A 19,956-nucleotide genomic window follows, 5' to 3' on the forward strand; every position below is an offset into this window, starting at 1 on the left:
GACAAAGACCTCCCGATCCCTAGCGCTCTCGGTTGGGAAATTGCCTTGGTATCCGCTACAAAACGTGACTCGCCATTTTCCATCTTCGAATGCCGTTATCACTCCCGGATCACCGTCTTGGTGTACGACGGCTATTCCCAGGTGCGACGATGTTGATGGACGCTCCATCATTGCAGCGAGATCGCGAGGGTGCTACCCATTTGCGGCGCCCTAATTCGAGGGGCTGATGAACGCTCGATCATGAGTCTCTATCGAGATTGGGAGTTCCCATATGGATCCCCGGCGAAACGAGTGGCTGGAAGGGTTAGCGGCCAGCTGCAGGAAATGCCACGCCCAGATCGACAAAGAGCGGCCGTAGATCGGTTGCTGGCATTGGCCACTTCTCAATGAGTTCAGCGGGCCTTCGCTTGATGAGCAAATACAGGAGCAAAATCGCCGACTGCCGGTACAAGCTCTTCTGAGCAACCCTTTGTCTAATCCTGTCAACGATATAGGCATCTGATGCAACTAGATCGTCGAGCCGCCCATCAAGGTTGTCGCCTATTAGCTCTAGCAAAGCATCGACAATGAAAGTATTCGACTTGGCAGACTCGGGTTCCTGGCCGGTATGTTTACGGTAGGCTGCATCGAGTGACTGCTTGGCCTCCTCCAGGGGGCGGTCGTTCTCTCGTGTCTTCTGGGCAACTTGATCGAAGTATTCGTCAGCCGTTTCAATCAAGGCCATGCTTCTGGCAGCCGCTCGCACCATGTCAGACGAGGCAGTCACCCTCGGCTTATAAATATTTGGATGCGAGAGCTCGCTATGAGCGTGCTGCAGTAATGTCCTTATCTGGACTTCGCAAGGCGTATTCGCAGCCACCAGAGTCCCACCCACTTCGATGTCTTGCTTGGCGAATACGACGTAATGGAGCGATTGGTACGTGAACGCCCAAGGATCTCTTTCCCGTTCTGCTTCGTAGTCCTTGTCTTTGCGCGCAACCCATGCGGCATTCGCACAAAGCAATTCTTCAACGAGCCTTACCTCGTCGTTCAAGAGAACTACAAAGCGAACGCCGACCTTATCGGTAATGTCGTTGTAGGGGTCTGCATACGGCTTGCTTCGGTTGTACGCTTTGTCAACCAACGAAGCAGTATCCTTGACGCGAGGCTTAGGAGGAATTTTGAGAAAGTACTCAACTGCTGACTCGCTACCAAGACGCTGGGTGAGCGACGCCTTCATTTCCGCGACGACAAAATAGCCCCAGGCTTCATACCGGGGCTTTTCTTCGTTCCAGCGGCGAATGAATTCGGACTCGCTCATGTTTGTGTCTGAATCCTGCCCTTTACAGTGATGCGGGTCCATTCCGGAACCTGCCCGTTAGGATCGGGATCACCCTCAATCGTTTCGAGCGTCACCATGTCTCCGAAGCTTTCAGCCGGCGCCGTCAACTTGATGTCACGAGGAAAGACGACGCGCCGGAATCGAAGATTGGCTTGAATGTCCGCGAGATCCTTCTGAACCTGCTGCAGCGGAAAGTCGTTCGCAGCCATGTAGTCTTCGAAGGCGTCCTTCGCCGAAGGTTCATCAAAGTACAAATCCGCGAACTCGCCAATTATTGAAGGTCTGCAGGTGCAACACTCCTTGTTGTTCGAGCAGGCCGAGTGCGGGGTCCAACGTCGCCTTCTTCCGAAGACCTGCGGGACCACACTGCTGGATGTGGGATTTTTTGAGCCCAATTTCACCGGGCTTGATCTGCTGTTGTCGAAGCCATTTCACCAATTGGTCGGCGAGAAACTGCTCCGATGGCAGGTAGTTGAACAAAAACAGAAAGTCGTTGGTCTCTTCGGTGTAGAACGCGCGCGCTGCCATGAAGGTATCGAGTCCGATGTCTCCTTCGAAATCCTCGAACATGTGAAGCGTTGCCGAGAGCCGCCCGACCTTGTCCGCAAGGCGATTGGCGTAGTCGCGTGCGAATTGGAACTTCCCGTTGGGCCGCATTTCACGTTCGATCCAGTTAGCGTATTCCAGATACTCTCGCGCAACATTGGGCGAGAACCTGATCTTCCGTCGTCGGAAGCCATCGCGCCTTGCCGCACGCTCAGAGATCTTCAAGAGATAGCGAACACGGTCGTTGAAACGATCGCGGGAGGTAGTCGGGATCTCAATCGAATCGTGCACCCGGTACCCTTGCGTGGATTGCGTGGACTTCAACAGGCAAACCGTCATGCGGGCCGCCAGGCCGGAGTCCCTGAAATCTTCGCCCACGGTCGCAAGGAATCGAAAGGTACGCTTGGGCTGGGAGTGAGCAGACACGCAAAGGCGCTTGTCCTTGAGAACGATGTTCTTACCCCAGCGGTTGTACCTGTGCGGCTCGCCACTGTAGAGACTGCACAGCAGGCCCTGCTCCTCGAATAGTGGTCCCTCCAGGATGCTCATGCCCTCCGTTGAGTGCACGCACGCCGATGGAAAGGCTGCCAAGCCAAGCTTGAGCGACGTAAGCGAAGTGTCCTGGTACAAAAACGTGGCCTTTTGACGGGGCCGTTGCCGGGCATGTCCCTTGAAGGCATCCATCAGGCGTTTTAGGCCGGCGACATCATCGTCGGGGGACGCCGCCAGTTGCTTCTCAAGCGTTTTTTCTTTCAGGCGCCAGACCTTCATTCGCACGTTGTGCTCGACAGCTTGATCAGATGAACTACTTGGGTCATCTCCGAACTTGTAGATTTCCACGAAGAAGCAGGCGTCGACGGTTGACTTGCGTTCACCCGTCTCCCCAACGATCAGGGAGATATTGCTAAGGGGCGCAATGCCCCCGTCCGGTCGCTGCAGGTCACCCAAGCCCTGGACGGCGGAAAAGGCTGCATTCGCCGCGCAATGGGTCACCATCTTGATAGGTGCTTGGGTAGCTTGTGCTGTCTCGTTCACAGCATCTTGAAAGAGGGGGAACGGCATGTTCCCCCACTGAGGCAGCTGGGCGTAGCAGTCCCAATGCATGAAAGAAGTCATCCACTTGGACATGTCAGGTGTTCTCCACGGAACAAGCGCGGCTCTCATCGAGACTGGTCTCGCCGTCAGGCTGGCCGATCTGCCCGATGACGGCCTGGCCGCAGAGAGCGCACATCTTCGCGTCCGCCTCCCGTGCCATGGCGTTCACCAACTTTTCAAAGAGCGCCGGGTAGAGCTTCAATCCGGCTTCGGCCAGGATCTTGATGATCTGCTTGCTCTTCATTCCGTTGCGCTTGGCAGTGATCACAGCGGGGTAGAAGGTCTTGAACTCCTCCAATTTCTGGTTGAAGGGGTTGCCGGCCGTCGTCATCAGCAGGCGGATAGCTTTCTCAGCGCGTGTTTGCTTAGCCTCGCCGCTCTTGGCGGCGAGGGTGTTGTCAGTCTTCATAGTTCGTTCCTTGATTAGGAGTTGTGAGCTGCGGCTTCGCACGCGCGCAGCCAGGCAATGACCGCGCCGAGCTTCCAGCGCTTGGGACCTTTGCCGGTCGAGGACGTGGGGATGGGCTGCGGGAACAGCGGGTCGTAGCTGGCGTCGTCCGCGTTCATACGTGCGTAGAACGTGCTCTTGCCCTCGTCCAGGAATTCCCAGACACGTTTCGCGCGCAGGCGGCGCTCCATATCTGGGTGGCTGAAATCAATCATTTCCAGCAGCGGATCAGCGGCGCAGAGGGGGTGGTGGTCAACGGGCCAGCGAAAGCCCGGGACGTCCTGCGTCCGCCCGGCTTCAGGAGCCTTGGCGAGACGATTCGTCTTCAGTTTCATTTTCGGTTCTCCAGGATTGGTTGGGCGTTGCAGGGCCCTTGCAACGACGCGAATCCTGGTTGTTCCGAGATTGATCTGAAATCGTTAGCGCCCTAACCATTGACGCTTTAGCTTGACTGTGGTTAGCCAATCTTTCTGCGGCGCGGGCGTGGGAACTCCCTCTGGCCGAATCAGGGTGCGACCAGAGGCGGCAGTGTTGCCTTCTTGCAGGCCCATGAATCGCAGAAAGCTCAGTAGCGCTTCTTGGTCTGGGTAGGTTTCGCGCGTTTGCCCATATTTGCAATGAGCTGACCAATACAGCTTTGCTGCAGTCAGCAACGCGAGCATGGCTGGAGTGACTGACGTTGAGAGAAGTTGTTGCGATGCAGGGACTAGCGCGGGATCACATGCGCTTGCGGCAAATTTGAGAAGCGATGTTGGGTTCGTTTTTTTGTCGCAGAGCCCTAAGAAGTCTTCTTTGAAGTACTTCAAAACCTCGCCTCTACGCCTCTCCCTTTCGGGCGCGTCGATTCCCTCGGCGTTACGCCAGAAGAGGCTATTCGCATCGATCAGTTCCCTGAGCTTTCCGGATACATAGGGAGGTAGCTCGTCAACCATGCGATCGCCCAGAAAGACGTCAGCAATAAACTGATACGACCTCAATCTGGAGACGAATTCTTCGACATCTACGTCTCTCGCGTAGATATTTACTGCGGCGATTTTGACCACGACTGGGGAATGGACATCCCAGGCTCCTTGCTCTGCGGATGTGATCCTCTTATACCCCGCGATGCGCCAACCCTCCGGCCGAAGGCTGCTGCCTAGACGCCCCGCGATTGGCTGGATGATGTTTCCCCAAATGGTCTGCTTACGAATGATCGCGCTGAATAACTTCAGCTCAACCCTTCGTCCCGCGGCCAGTTCACCAAGGTCGTCGTTTGGCACTACCAAACCCATCACGCCCGGTTCCGGCATGGAAATGGGTTGAGCTTCGTAGGGAAGCGAGACATCCGCGTTACCGACGAAATCCTCGTGGACGGAGTAGTAGTCCACTTCGCGCGGCGGGAATTCGCGCGGCGGCAAGGTGAACAGCCGAAGATCGCCCTGCGAGCCATGGTGCAGGAGTGTCTTAGCGGGAACCGACAGTCTTTTCGCCCACTCACCTAGTGGCTGGAAATCTTGTTCGCTGTGGCTAAAGCGGAGGTCATCGAGTGACATTGAACGTTGTGGGCGGCCGGCAATGCGCCAGTCTAGCCACGATTGCGAACGACACCGAATGGTGGCGTGGGCACGTGTAACGATTGAAGGCGGAGCCACCCAGGGCAGGCCGCTTGGCGGACATGCGACTATTGCGGATGTGCCTATGTCTCGGGCTGGTATAGCGGTCTGTTGAGCTTGAAGTTTCCGATGTAGTCCCGCTTGGTCCAGGTGCTGCCATACCAAAAGTGAGTCAAAGTGTGAGTCACGTCAGGTCTTCGGTCGGCGGTTATGCCTTTCTATTCAATAGGTTGCAAGGTCATTTAGATTGCTGGTGGGCCACCACGTTTCTGCACCGACACCCCCGGCAGTTCATGGAAGCCGAAGGCGGTGTGATAGGTGGCGACGAGCGGTAGCGATCGGCGGCCCTGCACCCGGGCGCGGTCGCCTCATACTGCCTGCCGCGAATGGATCGCCAGTGGGGCTGGATGAAGACATTGGTATTGGGCGGTTACGGAAACTTCGGCGCCCGTGTCTGCCGCGCATTGGCGGCCCATTGCAACATTGAATTGCTGGTGGCGGGGCGCGACCTCGGGCAGGCGCGGCGACTCGCCGATTCGCTGCCCGGTCGGGCGATGGCCGTGTCCATCGACTGCAATGCCCCGGACTTTGGCCAAACGCTGAGCGCGCTGGGTGTCGGCCTGGTGATCCACGTCGCCGGCCCGTTCCAGCAGCAGTCGTATGCAGTGGCCCTCGCGGCGGCACGCGCTGGCGCGCACTACATCGATCTGGCCGATGGCCGCCGCTTCGTCTGCGATTTTCCGCAGGCACTGCACGATGTGTTCCGGCAAGCCGGGCGAACGGGCATCAGCGGCGCGAGCACGGTGCCCGCCCTGTCTTCGGCGGTCATCGAGCACTTGTGCCCTGACTGGCGGGTCATCGATGCGGTGGACATCTGCATCGCGCCCGCGCAGACGGCGCCACGGGGCAAGGCCACGCTGGCGGCAGTGCTCAGCTACTGCGGCGAGCCGATCCGGGTCTGGCGCGGTGGGCGCTGGATACGGGCAGCAGGGTGGGCCGCGCCCGAGCGTGTCGAGTTCAAGCGTTTGCGGCCACGCATCGGCGCGCTGTGCGATATCCCCGACCTGGAACTGTTCCCGGCGCGATACGGCGTGCGCGACCGCGTGATGTTTCGTGCCGCGCTTGAGGTGGCCGCGACGCAACGTGCCTTCGCGCTGCTGGCGGCGCTGCGCGGCATGGGACTGCTGATGCGGCCGGAACGCTGGGCGGGTGCTCTGAACCGGATCGCTGGCGTGTTCGATTCGCTGGGCACGTCGCTGGGCGGCATGGTCGTGCGCGTCGAAGGGGTTGATGACGCAGGACACCCCGCGCGGCGTGCCTGGCACATCGCGGCAGACAACGACCATGGCCCCGAGATTCCCTGCATGGCCGCGATTGTGCTGGCGAGAAAGCTGGCGGGCGGTGACGCGATGGCGCCAGGCGCTTTCACGGCGGCGGGGCTGCTGTCGCTGGAAGAGTTCGAGCCGGAGTTCACCAAGTGGGGGATGGTCACCGACCTCGTCGACGAAGCTCCCGCATGGCCGCCGGCGACGCTTCCCGCCACTGCACTTCAGGCATCGCCATGAATGCAAAGGATGAGAAGGTATTGCGCATCAGCGTGGTGATTGTCTGGTTGGCAACGGCGTTCATCAGCCTGTGGGAACTCAACGGCCAGAGCATGGATCTGCTGGTGAACGCAGGCATCGGTGACCGCGACGTCGCCATGCTGATGATTGCGGCGGGCGCGAGCGCCGACCTCCTGCTCGGTGTCGCGATGGCACTGTGGCCATCGCGACGCGTCTACCTGTCGGCACTGGCGCTCATGCTGTTGATGACGGCTGTGGCCAGCGTGCTCGATCCCTCGTTATGGCTGCATCCGCTGGGGCCGCTGACCAAGAACGTTCCCATCGCCGCGGCATTGTGGAACCTGATCAGGGGAGCGAAATGACGACCTACTTGCTGGTGAAGTGGATACACGTGCTGTCCAGCGTCGTGCTGGTCGGTACCGGCTTCGGCACGGCGTTCTATCTGTTCTTCTCCAACCGCAGCGGGAACCTGCAGGCGCAAGCCGTCGTGGCGCGGCTGGTGGTTCGCGCCGATTGGTGGTTCACCACGCCGGCGGTCCTCATCCAGCCCGCCAGCGGCTTGCTCATGGCGCACCTGGCAGGCTGGCCGCTCGCGACACCATGGCTCGCGCTGTCGATTGCGCTTTTCTTGGTGACGGGTGCGTTGTGGCTGCCGGTGCTGTGGTTGCAGTTGCGCATGGCGGCGATGGCCTCTGCGGCAGTCGACGGCTCCGGTGTGCTTCCCGCCGAGTACTGGCGCTATGCCCGCTGGTGGGAAGCGTTGGGCTACCCGGCCTTCGTTGCGATGCTGGCCGTGTTCTACCTCATGGTGGCCAAGCCGGGATCCTGGGCCCAAGTGCTGCCGTTCTGAGATTGCGCGTGGGGATAGCAACCAGTTACGGTCAAGTCGGCTAGCGAGTGCTCGTTACGGCGCCGGCTTTTGCCCTGCATTGATCAGCAGGTTGCACTCTTCTCCGACTGCCGCCAATGGCAGCCCGAACGGTTAGCTAGGACTTGGCGCCCAAGTTCGCCTCGACGAGGTTTACGATATCGCCGAGGGTCGGATTTTTCACGAGGTTCAGGTCCTTGAACGTGACCCCCAAGCGCTCTTCTACATCCATCATCAGGTCTACCATCAGTATCGAATCGATACCCAGGTCGGACTGCGTGGTCGTGAGGGTCAGGTCCTTGCCGTCGAGGTCGAACCGCTCGGACACCAGTTCTTTCAGACTTTCGAAGATATCTTCGCGTTCCATGTAAGGCGCCTCCGTTGCACCCACATCGTACAAGCAATAGGGACCTGAAAGGGATGGACGACGTCAGCCCGGAACAGATTCATAAGAGCGTACTGATCCAGTCGGGAATCAGGGTCAAGCTCGGCGTTCCGGTCGCCCTAGTTGCGATTCTGATCAATGTCTGGTCGCAACCCGGTGGCGCGCATGCGTTGACGACGGGGGCGGGCGTGGTGACGGCCTACATCCTCTACGCCTTCGTCACTTTTTTCGTATCGCGGCACCCCGGTCCGCTTTCATGGCGGGACATCGCCATCGGTACCGCCATCCTCGATCCGGTGATCCTCTCTGCCTGGTTGTTCGCCGAGGGCGAGTCGGCCATCCTGGTCATGGGGTTCTATCTCTTCACGATCCTTGGATTCGGCTTCCGGATCGGTCCGAACATCATGCGCGTATGCCAGGGCGTATCGATCCTCGGATTCGCCTGGGTCCTGATCGTGTCGCCGTTCTGGAGCAACCACCCGTTCTTCGGGCTTTCGCATCTGATCCTGCTGGTTGCCGTTCCGATGTATGCCGGCTCGCTGATGCGCGACCTGCGCGACGCCAAAGCCCTTGCTGAGCACGAAAGCAAGGCGAAGACGCAACTCCTGGCCAACGTCAGTCACGAGCTTCGGACTCCCCTGACCGGCATCGTGTCGGCCGCCCAGCTCCTGGAAGGGCACGTCGCGGCTTCCGAGGCCAAGCTCGTGCAGTCCATCCTGCAGCTCTCAGGATCCCTCGACACCGAGATCAGCCAGCTCCTCGATCTTTCCAAGCAGGGAGTGCAGCCCGCTGCGGGCCCGCCTGTGTCGTTCGAGCTGACTGCCATTACCGGCCATGTGCTCACGGCATTGGGGGAAAGCGCCGCGGCAAAGGAAATCAAGTTCAACGTTGTCGTGGACGAACGCATCGTCCGGCCCGTTCTGGGGCAACCCCGCGACCTGACGAGTGTGCTGATGAACCTTGCCGGCAACGCCGTCAAGTTCACGCATGAGGGCAGCGTGACGCTTGAGATCAAACTGACGGCCTCCGACGACCGAAGCTATGCACTGTGGTTCGGCGTGACCGATACGGGAATTGGCATTGCGCCGGAACACCAGGGCAAACTGTTCGAGCCGTTCTATCGCGTCGAAACCGGCGATCGGCGGCAGTACCGCGGCACGGGGCTGGGCACGACAATCGCACGGGAGTACGTGCGCCGGATGGGCGGAGAACTGCAGTTGTCCAGCTCCGTCGGCAAGGGGACCGTGTTCTGGTTCGAGGTGGAGTTGCCCATCGCCCAAGCGGTGGCGCCCGCATCGGAGCAGTCTTTTGCACCGGTACTCTCACCCAAGCGCATTCTCGTTGCCGACGACAATGCACTGAATCTGGAATTGCTGCAGAAGATGCTGGCGAAGGACGGACACGTCGTCTCCGTGGCTCACGGTGGCAACGAGGCACTGCAGCAGCTTGCCTCCTCTCCGTTCGACGTCGTCATGCTGGACTTCAACATGGACGACCTGGATGGTTTGACCGTCTTCCAAACGTACTGCTTTGGCCGCATCGATCCGGCGCCCACCTTTTTCGTCACCGCCGATACGTCGAGTGCCACCGCCTCCAAGTTGAACAAGGCCGGCGCCTCGGGCGTGATCTACAAGCCGCTGACGTTCGAAAAGCTGCGCGGCGCCCTGGCGTCCGTATTTCCCGCCGAAGCAGGCGTGGCGGCGGCGCGGCTGGATCCCGAGTTCGAACGCGCATCCGTCAAACTCGCGGCGGTCCCCGTCGAGCACGTGGATGTCGCCATCCTGGAGACCCTGCGCGAGATCAAGGACGATCCCAAGTTCATCCATGCCATCATCGGCGACGGCATTTCGGACATCAATGCTCTGTTGCAGCAGCTGTCGCTGGCGACTGCCGGCAAAGATCTCCGCTCGGTGCATCACCTGGCCCATGCGCTGAGAGGCGTGGGACTCAACATCGGTGCGGTTAGGCTGGGCGCCCAATGCGAGCGCCTGATGTCCCTGACCGGCAGTCAGCTCAACTCGTCCAATGAAAAACTGCGCGCTGACCTCGCCACTACGGGCGAGGCAACGCTAGCCGCACTTGAAGAGCTGCGCGCCCCCTTTGCCGACGCGAGCCTCACTGCCTGAAGCCCGCGTCAGGCTGCCAGCTGCCGGCTCGGGGCGGGCTCGTTCTTCTGCATGAGCATGAGCATTTCCAGCGTCCGGATTTCTTCGGCGCTCAGGTTCATGGCCGTCTCGACCCAGTCGTCCACCACGGTGCGGCCTTCTTTGTAATCCAGGGCCGTGTGCCGGTAGCGGCTCTGCTGCACCTTGAACAGGGCCTTCTGCCGACGCGTGTGCTCGTCTATATACCGCTCGACGGTCCTCTCACCGTCGCCGTCATCGCAGAGCTCGTCGATCAGCCCCATCGCATGCAATTCAGCGGCCGAATAGATCTTCTTGTTGGTCATCATTCTTTCGGCCTGCCTTGCACCCACCCTGCTTGCCAGCAGCCCCATGGCTCCGGTGCAGGGGAATAGCCCGAACATGATTTCGGGGAAGCCGAACGAGCTGCGCTGCTCTGCAATCACATAGTCGGTGCTCAACACCATCTCGAAGCCGCCGCCCAGTGCGCGCCCCTGTACGAGGGCGATCGAAGTGTTGTGCCCCTTCAGCTTGGTTGCCCAGGCATACATCAGGTTGAGGCACTTCATGGAGTAGTCGTGCAACCGCTTCGCATCGCGGGCCTCGATGCACGTCCGGAAGAAGCGCAGATCACCGCCGACGCTGAAGTACTCCGGGTGCGATGACTGCAGGACCGTATAGCGCGGTGCATTCGCTACCGGCGCCTTGGCGCCGACCGGATAGAGCGAATCCAAAACGTGCTGGAACTCATCGACCAGCGACGACGTGAAGTTCTGCAATCCCGTTGCGGAGTCCGGGTCGAATCGGACCCACAACGTTTCTGATGCCATCCTGCGCAGCTCGGTTACGACGCGCCGGCTGAAACGGGGATGCGGGAGAGCGAGAACGGATGAAACCTCGGGATACGACGGCGAAGCGCTCATGGGAATTCCTCGTGAGATAGGCGTGGGGTTACAGGGGGCTGCGCCGGCTGCCCAGCACCAGTGCAGCGTTGGTTCCACCAAACCCGCAAGAGAAGCTCACTGCCACATCGATCTGGCTATTCGGGCGCGGACGTTCTCCTACATGGTTCAGGCTACAGCGCTCATCCGCGATGCCGATGTTGCCGCTCGCCGGCAGCAGGGATTCGTTGATGGCTACAACGGTGATCAGACACTCCAGCGCGCTGGTAGCGCCGAGAAGGTGGCCGTGTACCGACTTGGTCGAGCTGACAGCGGCCGAACCTTCGGAGTCGCCGAATACGGTCCGGATCGCCGCTGCCTCGATCATGTCGCCGCCGTCCGTGGCGGTTGCATGAGCATTTACGTATTGAACGTCGCCAGCCTTGACTCCTGCATTCTCCAGAGCCTGGACGAGGCATTGGACCTGACCCTGGCTCTCCGGCATGCCGATGTGGTGCGCATCGCATGAGACGCCATACCCCCGGACATAACCATAGTGTTTCGCGGCACCGCGCCGCTCCGCGCTTTCTTCGGCCTCGAGCACCAGGAAAGCCGCGCCCTCTCCGAGGACCAGGCCGGAACGATCGCGCGAAAACGGCTTGCAGGTTCGCGAAGGATCGCCCTGGTCCGGTTTGGACAGGGCTCTGGTGCCATCGAACGCGCCTATCAAAGCAGCGGTAAGGGGAGCCTCGGCTCCGCCGACGACGGCGACATCGAGATAGCCATCTGCGATCGCGCGCATGGCCTCGCCGATGGCGACGCCCGAGGATGCACAAGCACTCGCGTGGGTCACTACGGGGCCGAGGATCTTGTGCCGGATAGCAACCTGCGCCGCGCCGCTGTTCGACATGATCGACATGGCCGTGAACGGGCGAGACTTGTGCTTGCCATGCACCAGCACGTCTTCGCACCAGTTCTGCACCGAGACGGCACCGCCGTTGACATTGCCGTAGTACAACCCTGCGCGCGGTCCATGGGCTGCGAACGACTCCAGTCCGGCATCCTCGATCGCCTGGCGCGCTGCGACTATCGCCATCTCGTGGCATCGATCGAGAAACGGCTGCTCAAGTCTGGTAAAGCGTTCGGAGAAGGTGCCGTCGACAACGCCGGCGGGATACGCTCCAGGAAGTTTCGGCACGTCCAGCAACCTGATGCCGGACCTGCCTGTCCGCAGAGCAGCGGTCAGCTCGGGCACGGAAAGGCCCAGAGGGGACAAGATGCCCATCCCTGTTATCGCAACGCGTCGCTTCGGCACGGTCAGACCCCCTGTGGAGCCTACGCAGTAGTGCGGTCCCAGCTCTGCCCCGACCCGAGCCCGGCCCTCAATGGTCAGACTTCACAGTAGGCGTCATCTTCAGCATTTGGCAACTGCCTGTCCCTTTTTCCGTGGGCCCCGCCCCGGATGCGACGGGGTGGGCGGGCAATGGGTTCGCAGCATGCGGCCACTGGCGAATGACATCGGTGACGAAATCGATGCCGCCACGGGCGAAATCATTTTCCGGGTTCGAGCGTCACCGTCACGATGCCGCCGCCCAAGCTCAGTCCAACGCCTTCGGCCTTGCCCTGAAGGACCATGGTCACGCCCTTGTCGTTCTTGTAGCTCGCCGTCACTTCGCTCGACCCGGCCATCGCGGTTTTGGTGATGCTGGTGTATTTGCCCGCGAAGTCCTCCACTCGGCTCAGGGAATACACCTTGCCGGTCGCCGTCACTTTGTTCACCAGTTTGGCGCCCACGCCCGCGCTGGCGCTCTTGTAGGTGAACGGGTAATCGGTGCCCTGGAAATGCAGGACGCCCTTGCCGGAGGTGCCGCCCATGAGCATGCGGGTCTTCTCCGATTCGACTTCCAGCGTGGCGCTCGGCTCGGCGCCCTCGCTCGCGGCATCGACTGCGGTCTCCTGCTGCTTGCCGCCATTGACTACCGCAGGCTGCGCGAACGCAGTTGCGATCACGGCACACAACACTCCGACGGCCAGTGCTCTCTGCTGCATGGGGTTCTCCAACGACGTCGACGGAGGCCCGTCGCTTAGGCCAACGTCGCGCCCGGGAGCCTACGGCCACCCGGGGAGCGACCCCCTTCATCGGCCGCCGCGCCTGGATAGCGTCCAGTTCCCCGGCCCTCATATGCAACCATGGCGCGAATCGCAGCAGGAGAAAGGCATGGCGACGACTCCCGAAGGCCAGGGCAGGGCGCCACGTCCTGCGCACACCGCTGGCACGTCCCTGCCGCGGCGTTGGGTGCGACGAATCGCCATTGGCATCGGCAGGTTGGCGCGCAAGGGCGCCGCAGTCGCAATTCTGGCCGTGCTGCTGGTGGTGGGCATTCGCGCCTACCAATCGACTCAGGGTCCCCCGCTGCGTCCATGGCACACCCTCGTGCCGGCCGAACCGAGCGCGCAAGCGATTGCCCATGGCGCCTGGCGGGCCTATGTCGCGGCAGAGAACACCCTGTTCGATCAGCTTCATCGTCGCCTGCAGCGCGAGATGAAACCGGGCGACCGCACGCCCTTGAACCGCTATTACGATCCCAGCCGGACTTCACCCATGGCGTTCGGCAGGGACTGGAACCGCTCCTTCGTGCTCGAACCCACGGGCGCCGTCCGTGGCGTGGCCGTGCTGTTGCATGGACTCACCGATTCCCCGTACAGCATGCGCAGCCTGGCCGAGTTGTATCGGCAGCAGGGATTCGTCGCGCTCGCGCCACGCATGCCCGGCCACGGCACCGTGCCCGCGGGGCTCACGCACGAAGGCCGCAAGCAATGGGAGGCGACGGTCGAGATGGCCATGGCCGAAGCCCGCCGCCGCGCAGGTGGCCATGTTCCGGTGCACCTGGTCGGCTACTCGAACGGCGGTGCATTGGCGCTGTTGCACGTGATGCGACGCATCGAACGCGGCGAGCCGGGCGACGTCGACCGCATCGTGTTGCTGTCGCCGATGATCGAGGTCAACGGGTTCGCGCGCTACGCCGGCGTGGCGGGATGGCCCGCATTGTTCCCCCGCTACGCCAAGGCCGCCTGGTTGGACTTGCTGCCGGAGTACAACCCCTTCAAGTACAACTCGTTCCCGGCGCGCGCGGCGCGCGAATCGTACCTGGTGACCAATGAGCTGCACGCGGCCATCGAGGCGGTGGCAAAGCAGCAGCGCATGGGCGAAGTGCCGCCGATCCTGGCGTTCCAGTCGGTGGTCGACGACACCGTCGACGCCCATGGCGTAATGACGCAGCTGTTCGACAAGTTGAACGCCAACGGAAGCGAACTGGTGCTGTTCGATGTCAACCGCAACCGGGTCATCGGCCCGATGTTGCGCATGGCCGAGACCGCTTGGCCGCACAAAGCGCTGCAGGGCCCGCCCCGCTCCTACACGCTTACCCTGATCGGTGCGGCTTCGGACACCGATGCGTCGGTGGTGGCGCGCTCGCGACAGGCAGGCGCGAACGACGTGCAGGCACAGGCCACGGGGCTGGACTATCCGTCCGATGTGTATTCGTTGTCGCATATCGCGCTGCCGTTCCCGGCCGATGATCCGCTCTACGGCAATCGTCCTTCGGGGCGCAGGATCGTGCAGTTGGGCGCGGTCGCCGTGCGCGGCGAGCGCAATGCGCTGGTGGTGTCGGAGGACAGCCTCACCCGGCTCAGCTACAACCCGTTCTACGGGTACATGGCGGCGCGCATCGCGGCGAACGTCCGTGACCGTGACCGTTAACTGCCGCGCGGGAAGGCCCCTCCGACGGGGCGCGCTACGCGCGCCTGACTTCATCAGCTCGTAGCTCGTATAGCTCATACCCACGCCAATAAGCGTAGCTACGGCAAGCCCGGCCGTTTTTGAGGCGCGCCCGATTGACTTGGCCTTGTCCGCGGAGTAAGAAGGCTCGTCCGCGCAACGCGGGCGACAGGAGCATGGGGACAAGGAAGCTCGCCGAGGAGACGGCAGCACAGGTCTAGGTGCCAATCACAGCTACGCACAATCCGCCTTCCGCGGGGAATGCGCTTGCTTGTCGATTCATGCGTTTACACGGATAGACCCTATGGGGGAGCGCAATGAAACACGGATGGTGGAGATGCTTTGCTGTCTTGTTCTGCTTTTGGGTTTCACCTGGATTTGCACAGAATGGTCGTGCAGCCATCGTCGCAGCAGGAGAGCTGCCCGGTGCCGGGTACGTAAGCGTTCAACGAACTGCTGAAGACATCATTGACGCCCAGATTGGGCGATGGGATACGCCTTATCCATACCCGGAAACGGGAGAGAAGGCGCCTGGCTTGCAGCCGACCGGCTTCAGCATCTTTTACGTGGATGTCGATGTAAACGATGGGGGGACGGCCGCGTTTTCCTATGTCATGCAGACGTACGATGCGGGTGTCTGGGACTGGTACGACATCCTCATCCAGACACCCACTGGCGAAGTGAAGCTGGTAGATAGGTTGGGCAAACCAGGGCGACAGTACGGCACGTACTGGACCAGCCCCCGCGTGGCGCTGTCATACCCGCTCGACCAATGGGCCAACCAGCGGGTTCGCTTCATCTTTCGGGTTCAACAGGACGGCTGGGGTGACCAGACCCAAGGACAGGTCATTCGATTCGCCCTTACAGACTGTCCGGTTCCATCTCTGACGCCGATTACGGATCCTGATGCCATTTCCTTCGAGCAAGGTAACCGGATCATTACCAACCGCCTGACACCTTCGACCCAGGCTGGCCTTGTTTGCATGCAGCAACGGGTCAGCGACCTCCGCGGCGACTTCGCCCTCAGTTCCGCCTACCGCCCGGTGGCCTATCAGACACATTTGCGTGAAGTGTGGGATCGGTGGCAGCTACTTAGGAATAACCGCAATCCCCAGTGCGCGACCCTAAAGGAGCAGGTGCGGAACGAGTTTGTCGTGAACCACGAGCTGGTACCGACCATCCGGCCGGCGGCAGGCAACCCGAACGCACCGCATGCGCGTGGCATTGCATTTGACGCGACGATTACAGGGTTACCTCAAGCCGAGACCGTCGATACTGTCGCCAACGACTGCGCAATGCATCGCCCGTATGCTAACGATCCGCCGCATTACCAGCCGCAGTGATGAGAGAGGGAACTACGATGCGATACATCAAATATATCGGTAATTTTGCGGCTTGGTCCTTCATGCTGTTCTCCACCGCGTGCTGGGCATCGCCGCGTGATCTGACCGTCGCGGAAGTTCATGTTTATCAGGAGCAACTTTCAGACAAGGTCAGGTACACGTACGTCGTGACCAACAACGGGACCGGACCGATCACAGGACTCGAGGTCGGTTTCGACTACTACCTTGGCGAGCCTGAGCTGTCCGGCCAACCTCCCTTGCTGGTGAAGTCGCCTCCAGGCTGGAGCCATCGGGTCACGGCCATGGAGGAGAGCGACCTCTACAGCATCGGATGGGACAGCGCGACAAGCGCGATTCAGCCCGGTCAGATGCGGGCCGGATTCGTCATCGAAACAGCCGCGCCGAAACCGCAGTTGCTCAACACCCATTGGACCATTACCTCCGACGGCCCTATCGTCTCAGCCTCGGACAAGCTGGTTCAGATCGCCGGTCCCGCGCCAGTCGACACTGTGCCTCCGCTGATCAGCGCCGTGGCAACTCCGGCCAGTCTCTGGCCTCCCAATGGACAGATGACGCAGGTGTCGATCACCGTCAACGCGAGCGATGAAACCGATCCGATACCAGTCGTGCGCCTGATATCGGTGGCCTGTAACGAGTGCGCCGCCGATGACATCGCGGGAGCCGTTGTCGGCACGGATGATCGACACTTCTTCGTCCGAGCCAAGCGTTTAGGCGAGGGCAAGGAGGGTCGCGTCTATACCGCCACTTATTCGGCGACAGACTCCAGTGGGAATGAGGCGACCGCATCCGTGCGTGTCACGGTGCCACACGACCAGAGGAAGTAGGCCCCGGCGCGACCCGGATGGTATTTCGGGGGCGCGTATGCGCCCCCTTTTTCTGACGTAGCCAACGACCCGCGGTCGAGAGGCGCACTTCGTCGCTCTTCAGCATCAAACTGGGCGGGCGCCTCGCCAATGTTCCCCGCGAAGTTCTTCTACGCCGAGGCGCTCCCGGTTCCGGCGGCATCATCACTGATCGTCCCGAGCCCCGTACGGACGGCGATGGCCACCGCTTCGCCACGCGATCGCGCATCCAGTTTCCGCAGGATCGCCGAGATGTGGTGATCGACCGTTTTTTCCGAGCGCACGAGCTTGCCGGCGATCTGCGCGTTGCTCAGGCCGTCCGTCAGCAACGCGAGGATCTCGAGCTCGCGTGCGGTCAGTCCCGCCGGATTGGCCGAGGTCGTCGCCCGTGGTCCGCGCGCGACTCCGCGCACGCCGGCGCAGCGCAGGTGTTCCCGGCACCGCCGCACGGTTGCCGTCGCCCCAAGCGATTCGAATATGGCCAATGCCTCGCGCATGGCCGCCGTGTCGCCCTCGAGCAGGGCCAGGGCGCGCTCGTAGGGACAGCCGAGCCGGTCCCAGGCCTGCGCCGCTTCCCGCCATTGCCCCGCGAGTTGCAACGCATACGGCGCCTCCGTGCCCTCCGGGCCGGCATCGGCCAACCCGAGCTTCAGGCACCAGTAGCGCAGCTCGCCGCGTGAGCGTGGATCCCGTCGCTGTTCCGCCATCGTGTAGGCCTGGAGCACCAGCGGATCCACCGCATCGGCGGCGTCGCGCAGGCAGGCATCCTCGGCCAGGGCCGCGGCCACGGGCGCCAGTCGCTGCAGTTCACCGGACGCGCTGGCCAGTGTCTTCAGCTCCTCCATCAACTCCTTCACCCCCGGGTCGCCGCGACGCAGGCGCAGTCGCACCAGTACCGTCAAGGCGCACATGCGCGTGACCGGTGCGACGCCATGGCTGTTGGCCAGCCGTATCGCCGTCGTTGCGGCGGCGTCCCACTGGCCCTGCTCGAAGTCCAGTCGTGCCTGCCAGGCTTCGATGTAGTTCGACCACGAATCCAGGTCGCGCGCGGTGAAGTAGCGTGTCGCCGCAGCGATCTGCAGCCGGGCTTCCGCATAGTCGCGGTTCTTGACCGCGGTGGCCACAAAGTTGGCGTGGCAACGCGCGACGTGTTCCTCATAGTCGTGGGCGAGCGAGATCTCCAGGCTGCGTTCGATCATGGGCCTGCCGTCGGACAGGCCGGCGGCATAGCGCGCCGTGCCGACGTTGTTCAGGGCATGCGCCAGCACTTCGTGGCTGCCGATGCGCGTGGCCAGGTCGATCGCACGCGTGCCCCATTCCACGGACTCGTCCGTGTGCCCGGACAGCATGTACAGCTGCGAGCGATTGCTCAGGGCCCAGGCATACGCCTCGTCATCGGGCAGGCGCTGCAGCAGCTCCACGGCCTGGCTGGCGTATTCCTCGGCTTCCTGCTTGTGACCGCCGAACCAGTGCAGGCGCGAAAGCCAGCGCAGCGTGAGCCCTTCGTGTTGCAGGTCGCCGAGCTCGCGCCAGATCGGCAGCGCCGCCGCGCGTGCGGCGATTGCCTTGTCGTTCTGGTCGATGAGGTAGCACTGGTACGAGAGACGTTCGAGCAGCCCGGCGCGCTCCGCTGGTGCCAATGCATCGGCATGGACGAGCGCGGTTGCGTAGAGCGAGGCCGCCTCGCGGTGGGCACCATGCGACGCCGCCTCGTCGCCGGCGTGGAGTGCGTACTTGAGCACGGCGCTCGAGTCGCCGGCACCGGATGCGTGATGGACCAGGCGCGACGTTGCGACCGGCGGCTCGCGCCGCTCCAGGCACGCCAGCATTTTTCCGTGCAGTGTCGCTGCCAGCGGTGCGGGCAAGGCCTGTTCGATCGCGAAGCGGGCCAGCTCATGCCGGAACGCATAGGAACGGCCGTCGGCCGTCAGCAGGCCCGAGGCCAGGGCGGCGGCAATGTCCGCCCGGTCCGGTGCGAGGATCGCGTCGACGAGGTCGGCTTCGATGCGCGCCGGCACGATTGCCGCGAGGTCCAGCAGCGCGCGCACCGCCGGCGTTTGTCGCGCGGCCCGCGCGAGTACGGCGTCGCGTACCGTGGCCGGCATGCCGTCCGCGCGCAATGCCTCGGTGACGAAGAACGGATTGCCGCCGGTCGCGGCGTAGACGCCTTCGGCGGAATGGCGGGCCCGTCGCGCCAGTTCGGCCACGCCGGCTTCCGACAGCGGCAGCAGTGGCACGCGCACCACCGCATCCGCCGGCAAGTCGCCCAGGACCATCTGCAGCGGATGGCGCTCGCCCAGTTCGTCATCGCGGTAGCTCAGCACCAGCAGGGCACGCACGCGCTGGATGCGCCGGCCCAGGAACTTGACCAGGTCGAGCGTGGCCGCGTCGGCCCAGTGCAGGTCCTCGAGCACGATGACGGTGGTCTCGTTGGATTCCTGCAGGTTGGCGAGGAACGAGGTGAACAGTTCGGCGCGGCGTCCTTCCAGGCCGAGCATCGCTTTCAGTTTCGCGCCGAGTGCGTCGGCCATGTCGTAGAGCGGGCCAAGTGGGCGTGGCGAGAACAGGGCCTCGCAGCCACCCCACAGCACGCGGCTGTCGCGCAGGTCCGCCACCAGTTGCGTCACCAGCGACGTCTTGCCGATGCCCGCCTCGCCGGAGACCAGCGCGGTACGACCGGCGCCCTGGCCGGCGACGTCGAATGCGCCCTGCAGCAGCTGCAAAGCGGGACCTCGTTCGATCAGTTCCAATGCACCGGCTCCGAAGGATCACGGCGATTATCCGCTCATGACGGGAACGGAGCGCGGCGATGGCGGGGGCGTCCCCGCGCTGGCCGCCGGCACCGCATTCAGTAATAGAAGTACGGCGTCAGCACCGATACCTCGGTGATGCTGGTCACCGGCAGGCCGTTGCGCCGGGCTACCAGCCGTATCGCCTCGGGTGCGACTGCGTCGTAGATGCAGAACGTCTTGCGTCGGTCGGCGCTGACGTAGGAATGCAGCCAGGTGACACCACTGTTGCCGTTGACGCCGACGATCTGCGCGCATGCCTGTGCGCCGTCGGCGTTCGCCGGTATGGCAAGCCCGTCGGGGAAGCTGCGCTCGACCAGGTATCGGGGCATGGCGTCACCTCGGGCAGGGAGTCCAGG

At 62.3% G+C, this 19,956-nt stretch carries 19 protein-coding genes; 7 read left to right on the forward strand and 12 right to left on the reverse strand.

Annotated elements, in window-relative coordinates; genetic code table 11:
• Window positions 1–304 precede the first annotated feature (304 nt).
• From ACXJJ9_RS05935 to ACXJJ9_RS05960, 6 genes are all read right to left on the reverse strand, one after another.
• Complete coding sequence (locus ACXJJ9_RS05935; protein WP_457096300.1) at window positions 305–1,300, reverse strand: GTP pyrophosphokinase; 996 nt, start codon at window positions 1,298–1,300, stop codon at window positions 305–307.
• A complete protein-coding gene (locus tag ACXJJ9_RS05940) occupies window positions 1,297–1,530 on the reverse strand; it encodes a hypothetical protein (RefSeq protein WP_457096301.1) in 234 nt (77 codons plus the stop codon). Before ACXJJ9_RS05940 ends, ACXJJ9_RS05935 begins: the two co-directional genes overlap by 4 nt.
• A gap of 34 nt (window positions 1,531–1,564) precedes the next feature.
• Entirely contained in the window at window positions 1,565–2,995 is a 1,431-nt protein-coding gene (locus ACXJJ9_RS05945) for a DUF3987 domain-containing protein (RefSeq protein ID WP_457096302.1), read from the reverse strand.
• A 1-nt stretch (window position 2,996) separates the two neighbouring features.
• Window positions 2,997–3,371 carry a hypothetical protein gene (locus ACXJJ9_RS05950; RefSeq protein WP_457096303.1) on the reverse strand — a complete coding sequence of 125 codons (375 nt, stop codon included), beginning with the start codon at window positions 3,369–3,371 and terminating at the stop codon, window positions 2,997–2,999.
• A 14-nt stretch (window positions 3,372–3,385) separates the two neighbouring features.
• Window positions 3,386–3,745: a helix-turn-helix transcriptional regulator gene (locus ACXJJ9_RS05955; RefSeq protein WP_457096304.1), complete on the reverse strand. Its 360-nt coding sequence runs from the start codon at window positions 3,743–3,745 to the stop codon at window positions 3,386–3,388.
• An 84-nt stretch (window positions 3,746–3,829) separates the two neighbouring features.
• Window positions 3,830–4,942 (reverse strand): hypothetical protein, encoded by a 1,113-nt coding sequence (locus ACXJJ9_RS05960; protein ID WP_457096305.1) that lies wholly within the window; start codon window positions 4,940–4,942, stop codon window positions 3,830–3,832.
• Window positions 4,943–5,388: 446 nt separating this feature from the next.
• Between ACXJJ9_RS05960 and ACXJJ9_RS05965 the strand changes: the two genes are divergently transcribed.
• Genes ACXJJ9_RS05965 through ACXJJ9_RS05975 form a run of 3 tightly spaced genes read left to right on the forward strand, consistent with a single transcriptional unit; the run spans window position 5,389 to window position 7,417 of the window.
• Window positions 5,389–6,567 (forward strand): saccharopine dehydrogenase family protein, encoded by a 1,179-nt coding sequence (locus ACXJJ9_RS05965; RefSeq protein ID WP_457096306.1) that lies wholly within the window; start codon window positions 5,389–5,391, stop codon window positions 6,565–6,567.
• Window positions 6,519–6,929 (forward strand): DoxX-like family protein, encoded by a 411-nt coding sequence (locus tag ACXJJ9_RS05970; protein ID WP_457096307.1) that lies wholly within the window; start codon window positions 6,519–6,521, stop codon window positions 6,927–6,929. Before ACXJJ9_RS05965 ends, ACXJJ9_RS05970 begins: the two co-directional genes overlap by 49 nt.
• Window positions 6,926–7,417, forward strand: coding sequence for a DUF2269 family protein (locus ACXJJ9_RS05975; protein ID WP_457096308.1), 492 nt, complete (start codon window positions 6,926–6,928; stop codon window positions 7,415–7,417). The genes ACXJJ9_RS05970 and ACXJJ9_RS05975 overlap by 4 nt, the downstream gene beginning before the upstream one ends.
• 136 nt (window positions 7,418–7,553) lie before the next feature.
• Here ACXJJ9_RS05975 and ACXJJ9_RS05980 read toward each other — a convergent pair whose 3' ends face one another.
• Complete coding sequence (locus ACXJJ9_RS05980; RefSeq protein ID WP_457096309.1) at window positions 7,554–7,802, reverse strand: acyl carrier protein; 249 nt, start codon at window positions 7,800–7,802, stop codon at window positions 7,554–7,556.
• A 53-nt stretch (window positions 7,803–7,855) separates the two neighbouring features.
• Between ACXJJ9_RS05980 and ACXJJ9_RS05985 the strand changes: the two genes are divergently transcribed.
• Window positions 7,856–9,946: an ATP-binding protein gene (locus ACXJJ9_RS05985; protein ID WP_457096310.1), complete on the forward strand. Its 2,091-nt coding sequence runs from the start codon at window positions 7,856–7,858 to the stop codon at window positions 9,944–9,946.
• Between the two features lie 8 nt (window positions 9,947–9,954).
• Here ACXJJ9_RS05985 and ACXJJ9_RS05990 read toward each other — a convergent pair whose 3' ends face one another.
• The 3 genes from ACXJJ9_RS05990 to ACXJJ9_RS06000 all read right to left on the reverse strand — a co-directional run bounded on the left by ACXJJ9_RS05990 (window position 9,955) and on the right by ACXJJ9_RS06000 (window position 12,873).
• A complete protein-coding gene (locus tag ACXJJ9_RS05990) occupies window positions 9,955–10,866 on the reverse strand; it encodes a crotonase/enoyl-CoA hydratase family protein (protein WP_457096311.1) in 912 nt (303 codons plus the stop codon).
• 28 nt (window positions 10,867–10,894) lie between these two features.
• Window positions 10,895–12,139 (reverse strand): beta-ketoacyl-[acyl-carrier-protein] synthase family protein, encoded by a 1,245-nt coding sequence (locus ACXJJ9_RS05995; RefSeq protein ID WP_457096312.1) that lies wholly within the window; start codon window positions 12,137–12,139, stop codon window positions 10,895–10,897.
• Window positions 12,140–12,375: 236 nt separating this feature from the next.
• Entirely contained in the window at window positions 12,376–12,873 is a 498-nt protein-coding gene (locus tag ACXJJ9_RS06000) for a hypothetical protein (RefSeq protein WP_457096313.1), read from the reverse strand.
• A gap of 169 nt (window positions 12,874–13,042) precedes the next feature.
• Here ACXJJ9_RS06000 and ACXJJ9_RS06005 point away from each other — a divergent pair, with 169 nt between their 5' ends.
• The 3 genes from ACXJJ9_RS06005 to ACXJJ9_RS06015 all read left to right on the forward strand — a co-directional run bounded on the left by ACXJJ9_RS06005 (window position 13,043) and on the right by ACXJJ9_RS06015 (window position 16,790).
• Window positions 13,043–14,584, forward strand: coding sequence for an alpha/beta hydrolase (locus ACXJJ9_RS06005; RefSeq protein ID WP_457096314.1), 1,542 nt, complete (start codon window positions 13,043–13,045; stop codon window positions 14,582–14,584).
• Window positions 14,585–14,919: 335 nt separating this feature from the next.
• Window positions 14,920–15,945 (forward strand): hypothetical protein, encoded by a 1,026-nt coding sequence (locus ACXJJ9_RS06010; protein ID WP_457096315.1) that lies wholly within the window; start codon window positions 14,920–14,922, stop codon window positions 15,943–15,945.
• A gap of 17 nt (window positions 15,946–15,962) precedes the next feature.
• Window positions 15,963–16,790: a hypothetical protein gene (locus ACXJJ9_RS06015; RefSeq protein WP_457096316.1), complete on the forward strand. Its 828-nt coding sequence runs from the start codon at window positions 15,963–15,965 to the stop codon at window positions 16,788–16,790.
• Window positions 16,791–16,939: 149 nt separating this feature from the next.
• On the opposite strand, the gene ACXJJ9_RS06020 is transcribed toward ACXJJ9_RS06015, so the two are convergent.
• Both ACXJJ9_RS06020 and ACXJJ9_RS06025 read right to left on the reverse strand, forming a co-directional pair.
• Window positions 16,940–19,558, reverse strand: coding sequence for an ATP-binding protein (locus ACXJJ9_RS06020; RefSeq protein ID WP_457096317.1), 2,619 nt, complete (start codon window positions 19,556–19,558; stop codon window positions 16,940–16,942).
• 98 nt (window positions 19,559–19,656) lie between these two features.
• Entirely contained in the window at window positions 19,657–19,929 is a 273-nt protein-coding gene (locus ACXJJ9_RS06025; protein WP_457096318.1) for a DUF4242 domain-containing protein, read from the reverse strand.
• Window positions 19,930–19,956 lie beyond the last annotated feature (27 nt).

Source organism: Lysobacter sp. P5_B9 (assembly GCF_054049835.1).

Bases quoted from the DNA above. Each gene is read 5' to 3' on its own strand.
- ACXJJ9_RS06000 (WP_457096313.1), bottom strand. From the start codon at position 12,873: ATGCAGCAGAGAGCACTGGCCGTCGGAGTGTTGTGTGCCGTGATCGCA.
- ACXJJ9_RS05960 (WP_457096305.1), bottom strand. From the start codon at position 4,942: ATGTCACTCGATGACCTCCGCTTTAGCCACAGCGAACAAGATTTCCAG.
- ACXJJ9_RS05955 (WP_457096304.1), bottom strand. From the start codon at position 3,745: ATGAAACTGAAGACGAATCGTCTCGCCAAGGCTCCTGAAGCCGGGCGG.
- ACXJJ9_RS05990 (WP_457096311.1), bottom strand. From the start codon at position 10,866: ATGAGCGCTTCGCCGTCGTATCCCGAGGTTTCATCCGTTCTCGCTCTC.
- ACXJJ9_RS05975 (WP_457096308.1), top strand. From the start codon at position 6,926: ATGACGACCTACTTGCTGGTGAAGTGGATACACGTGCTGTCCAGCGTC.
- ACXJJ9_RS05970 (WP_457096307.1), top strand. From the start codon at position 6,519: ATGGCCGCCGGCGACGCTTCCCGCCACTGCACTTCAGGCATCGCCATG.
- ACXJJ9_RS05980 (WP_457096309.1), bottom strand. From the start codon at position 7,802: ATGGAACGCGAAGATATCTTCGAAAGTCTGAAAGAACTGGTGTCCGAG.
- ACXJJ9_RS05965 (WP_457096306.1), top strand. From the start codon at position 5,389: ATGGATCGCCAGTGGGGCTGGATGAAGACATTGGTATTGGGCGGTTAC.
- ACXJJ9_RS06005 (WP_457096314.1), top strand. From the start codon at position 13,043: ATGGCGACGACTCCCGAAGGCCAGGGCAGGGCGCCACGTCCTGCGCAC.
- ACXJJ9_RS05985 (WP_457096310.1), top strand. From the start codon at position 7,856: ATGGACGACGTCAGCCCGGAACAGATTCATAAGAGCGTACTGATCCAG.
- ACXJJ9_RS06025 (WP_457096318.1), bottom strand. From the start codon at position 19,929: ATGCCCCGATACCTGGTCGAGCGCAGCTTCCCCGACGGGCTTGCCATA.
- ACXJJ9_RS05950 (WP_457096303.1), bottom strand. From the start codon at position 3,371: ATGAAGACTGACAACACCCTCGCCGCCAAGAGCGGCGAGGCTAAGCAA.
- ACXJJ9_RS05935 (WP_457096300.1), bottom strand. From the start codon at position 1,300: ATGAGCGAGTCCGAATTCATTCGCCGCTGGAACGAAGAAAAGCCCCGG.
- ACXJJ9_RS06015 (WP_457096316.1), top strand. From the start codon at position 15,963: ATGCGATACATCAAATATATCGGTAATTTTGCGGCTTGGTCCTTCATG.
- ACXJJ9_RS06010 (WP_457096315.1), top strand. From the start codon at position 14,920: ATGAAACACGGATGGTGGAGATGCTTTGCTGTCTTGTTCTGCTTTTGG.
- ACXJJ9_RS05945 (WP_457096302.1), bottom strand. From the start codon at position 2,995: ATGTCCAAGTGGATGACTTCTTTCATGCATTGGGACTGCTACGCCCAG.
- ACXJJ9_RS05940 (WP_457096301.1), bottom strand. From the start codon at position 1,530: ATGGCTGCGAACGACTTTCCGCTGCAGCAGGTTCAGAAGGATCTCGCG.